3 protein-coding genes and 1 pseudogene are annotated in these 4,254 nt (G+C 66.2%); 1 reads left to right on the top strand and 3 read right to left on the bottom strand.

Annotated features, from left to right (window positions below; genetic code table 11):
- Positions 1-800 (bottom strand): peptidoglycan-binding protein (locus tag ADBZ6I_RS16315; protein WP_526385675.1); only part of this gene is annotated, 800 nt, incomplete at its 3' end.
- Between the two features lie 140 nt (positions 801-940).
- On the opposite strand from ADBZ6I_RS16315, the gene ADBZ6I_RS16310 reads away from it, so the two are divergent.
- Positions 941-2,269 (top strand): peptidoglycan-binding domain-containing protein, encoded by a 1,329-nt coding sequence (locus ADBZ6I_RS16310; protein ID WP_526385673.1) that lies wholly within the window; start codon positions 941-943, stop codon positions 2,267-2,269.
- Between the two features lie 107 nt (positions 2,270-2,376).
- Here ADBZ6I_RS16310 and ADBZ6I_RS16305 read toward each other — a convergent pair whose 3' ends face one another.
- Positions 2,377-2,592: a hypothetical protein gene (locus ADBZ6I_RS16305; protein ID WP_526385671.1), complete on the bottom strand. Its 216-nt coding sequence runs from the start codon at positions 2,590-2,592 to the stop codon at positions 2,377-2,379.
- A 224-nt stretch (positions 2,593-2,816) separates the two neighbouring features.
- Positions 2,817-4,254: pseudogene (locus ADBZ6I_RS16300) on the bottom strand (hypothetical protein); the annotation flags it as partial.

The raw sequence follows: 4,254 nt of genomic DNA, 5'->3' as shown, positions 1-4,254 counted from the left end.
CCACCGGGCCAGCCGAAGTCGATGCCGTAGTGGAAGCCGCCCGGGCGTGGCCCGTACTCGGAGGTGACGATCCGGCCACGCTCCATCGGCCAGTACCGCTTCGTGCTCGGAGCGACCGCGGCCGTCGTGGGATCGACGGTCACGCTGCGCTGTTCGAGTGCATCCCAGGTCGGGGCGTCGACGATACCGTCGGCCTCCAGTCCGTTCTCCCGCTGTGCCGTGATGACGGCCAATTCGGTGACCGCGCCGAAGTACCGGTCGATGACGACGGCGAAGCCGATTCCGCGGAGCAGCGTCTGCAACCGCGTCACGTCCGCGCCCTGTGACCCGCGGGCCAGCACCGGCCGGCCGTCGGTCGCCTCGGCCTGGCGGGTCAGTCGTTCAGTGCGGGCCAGCTCGGTCTTGGCGTTTTTCAGGTAGCGCCGCCGCGACCTCAGCCCGCCAAGGCCGCCACTGACTGTGCGGGTGACGGCCACCAGGTCGTCGTTGTCGGCGTCAGTATTGACGTCGCGGCTCTGCCAGAACTGGCCGGCGGTAGCCAGCGCGACGGCCGACTCGGGGTCACAGCCGGGAACACCGCCCCAGAGCAAGCCGCCGGTGTTGGTGAAACCGCGGGACTCCCGGCAGGCCTGGGCTACGAAGTGCGCGATGCGCAACCGGCTGGTGATGTCGTAGCTGAGCAGCGTGTCCTGCAGCACCGCGCCGAGCGCTTCGATGACGTCGGCCTGGTGCCGTCGGGCCGTGCGGGCCCTGAGGTGCGGCGCGACTGCGCGCAGCAGGTGAGCATCGATGGGCAGCATCGTCGGGTCCTTCCGGTGTGACCCTCATTCTGATCGGTTGCTGGGGTGTTCCTGAAAAACAATCGAACCTGTTCGGTTGTCGGACCACATGCCTATTGTTGACAGTGAACAGGTCCACGACAGCCAGGAGACACACCGCTATGCCGCTTCCCTACAAACTCGGGTCGAACGGTCCGGAGATCGAGTACTGGCAGTCCTGGTTCAAGCGCAAGTTCGCCGCCTACGCGCCGCCGAAGGACGGCTACTACGGCAACGAGGACGCCGCCGCGGTCACGGAGATGCAGCGGCGCTACGGCATGTCGCAGACCGGCATCTTCGACGAGGCGACGGCGAACCGGGCCGGTTACGTCCCGCCCGCGCCCAACCTGCGGCCGATCATGTTCACCGTCGAGGGACATCTGTCGAACATGTTCGCCGGACCCGTCGCCGACACCGCCACGCAGCTGGAGAAGGAAAGCGTCTGCTACCACCAGCCGATCGGCTACAACAACGGCCCGGTCCCGTTCGACAACAACAGCGGTGTGCGTGAACTGGCCCGGCTCATCGGCGCGCAGTTCATGGACAACCTCATCCCCTTCCCCACGGGCACCCCGTGGTCGCTCGGCGGGTTCTCCCAAGGCGCGATCGTCGTCAGCGATTTCTACATCGACTACCTGGCGCCCGGGAGGCCACTGGCCTGGCGGACCCCGGACCTCAAAGGTGTTCTGGCCTACGGCAACCCGTGCCGGCAGACCGACAGCATCGCCGAGTGGGCGACGTCGTGGGTCAGCCTGACCGGCACCCACGGGCTCGACCCGCTGCGCCGCTTCGGGTTGCCCGGTTACCCGCGCAAGCCGGATAACTGGAAAGACGTCTACCGCGCGGGCGACATCTACGCCGAGAACGGCGATGACGAGGCAAGCCAGATGCGGGCGGCGGTGTACCAGGCCGTGGCGCGCGGCGATTTCTGGTCCAACCCCTACTCCTTGGCCGCCCAGCTCGCCGGATTCTTCAACCAGCCGGTGGAAACGGTGATGGGCATCATCCAGGCGCTGGTCAGCGGCGTCGCGTTCCTCGGCGACAAGCCCAACCCGCACTACTCCCCGTATGACCTGCGCGGCGGCATCGACTGGATGCGCGGCCGGCTCAAGTCGTTCGTCGGCCCGCCGCCCAACCGCGCGGCGACGTGCTGGACCGAGGAGACGGCACCCGATCTGGAGATGTCGCCCCATCAGGCGATGGTGGAGTCGGAGCGGGCGGCCGCGGCATCGGACGAGACGGATGCGGCCGGAAAGCATGCCTCGGGTGAGGGCGCCGGTGAGGGCGCTGCCGGTGTGAGCACCGCTGTCAGTGGGGGCAGCGCTGTCAGTGGGGGCAGCGCTGTCAGTGGGGGCAGCGTGGAGGTGACCTACGTCAACAACGCACTCGGCGAGGGTGAGGCGAGCCAGGCCGACAAGAGCGATACGGTTTCGGACGAACTGCAGGCGTGAGCGGGGGCGCCGAGATTGCGCACAGAGCGCTTTCGTCACGTGAATGACGCTCTGGGCGCAGTCTCGGTGATCGCCTATGGGGAGGGGTACCCACGGATGTGGAACCCCTACTCGGCCGCCGCCGCTAGGGCGTGGATGGCCTTCTCAGTGGAAACCTGAGCCGAAGACGCTGCTTGCCTCAAACGTTCCGGATCGGGAGCGCTGCGGTCGGCGGTCATCGCGTTAATCCGTGCCAAGGATCGACGAGCGTCAGCGACGGCCTCCCACTTCGCTTTCGGAAGGCTGTCCAGCAACACCTCGCCGTACTCGTCGAAACTCACCATGGGGAATCCCACTTCGCCCCAACCGACGCTGCCGTCGAGGATGTCCTGCAGTTGATGCTGCGCATCTTTGAGCTCGTCGTCGAGCAGGCGAGCACCTCGCCGAACGCGGTCCCGGCTGTCCCCGGTGTGCCTTTCGCGTCTCCCAGTACCAACGCATCAGCTGCTGGGCCACCCCGAGCAGCCACCCGATCACGACGCCCAGAACGGCTTCCCACATCTCCTGCTTACAGAGAGATGCCGCTACCGGCCGCCGCCAGCTGGACGGGGTTCCCGGTCCCCCGGGCGGGGACATTGGCACCGATCCAGTTGATGTAGTCCAAGCCGATCCGCCAGCAGTCGCGCGGATCGCCGGGGATCGGCGCGATCTGGTGGTAGTTCCAGTGTGGCGCAGTCCTATCCACCACGAAGAACTTCAGGGCGTCGAAGATCGCGACGTAGGTGGGCTTGCCGTGGCATGCCTCGGTGAGGAACTTGATGATCTCCACAAGCAGCGGCCCACTGCCTTTGATGACGCCGTTCCTGATCAGCTCCCACACCGCCCACTCGTCATCCTCGGTGAACTGGTCCCCGACATGACCGGAGGTGGTGTAGAGGTCATAGTCCGGTTTGTAGCCGAAGAGGCCGGTCTGGTTGGGGCCGGCGGCGAACTCCCACAAAGAGTCCGGTGTGCCCTTGAGATTCGGGCGGACGATGCCGTGACCGCCAGGATCGATCCCGCCGGGGCAGGTGTGGCCCTTCTCCCGCCGCGGCCCACCGAAGTGCACACCACCGACGAAGCTGTCCTTATAGGCGGCCAGCGGCGTCGGACCGTCGCTCTGAGTGATGCCGCACAGGTCCAAGATGTTACTGGTGACGATTGAGCCCTCGCTGTAGGCGATGACCCCCCAGGTCTGTTCCGGCGGATGCTGCAGCATCAGCCGGGTCATCTCCGCCACGCCGGCGTCGATACTGGGCTGCATCGGGAAACACGCCGGAACCTGTCCGGGAATGCCGCCGATTCCCTTGGCGCCGTAGGAAACCGGCTGCCACCACCAGTGATCGTCGGTGCCATTCCGAATCTTGTCGGAGATGGCCCTTGCCATGTCGGCCGGATAGGTCTTGTCCCAGGTGGCTCCGTAACCGTTGACGGTGTAGAGCGTGTGCCGGACTGGCATGAGGGTCCGCGCGGCGGTGCTGGGCGGCGCGAAGGACTTCAGGCCCGCACCGTTGCCGGTCGGCGTCGCGGCGGTCGATGTCCCGGCCGTTTTGGCTTTGCTCTTCCCGTTCTTCTTGTTCGTCTTGTTCTTCCCGTTCGCGGGCGCGGTCAGGGCGACCTCGGCGATCGGGGCCGGGATTGGCTGCGGCGCAGCAGCGTTCGTCCGCATCGAGGCGCGGAGGCTGGCTTTGAATTCCATCAGCCCCTTGCAGAATGCCTGGCCGAACTGGGCGACGAACGGATTGCCTGCGGCCCACGAATCGGGGTCGACGCCGTTGTTGGCCACATCTTCGACTCGCTCGACGGCGTAGGGCACGTCGAACAGGTATGCCCAGACGTTGAGGATGTCCCAGGCATTGCCGTCGATGTTGTAGTCGAAGCCCAGAAGGGTGTCTAGCGGAATCTGGTCGGGAGCAAGAAATGACCGGGATGGACCGCGCTTGGACAGCTCGTCGTAGATGTACTTG

Source organism: Mycobacterium sp. (assembly GCF_044342925.1).
Classification (GTDB): Bacteria; Actinomycetota; Actinomycetes; order Mycobacteriales; family Mycobacteriaceae; genus Mycobacterium.
Note: the sequence above shows the minus strand (reverse complement) of the source record. Positions and strands in the feature narration are given on the sequence as shown.

What these genes read in the sequence shown, in the direction of transcription:
- ADBZ6I_RS16310 (WP_526385673.1), top strand. Translation starts at nt 941, where the DNA reads ATGCCGCTTCCCTACAAACTCGGGTCGAACGGTCCGGAGATCGAGTAC.
- ADBZ6I_RS16305 (WP_526385671.1), bottom strand. Translation starts at nt 2,592, where the DNA reads ATGGTGAGTTTCGACGAGTACGGCGAGGTGTTGCTGGACAGCCTTCCG.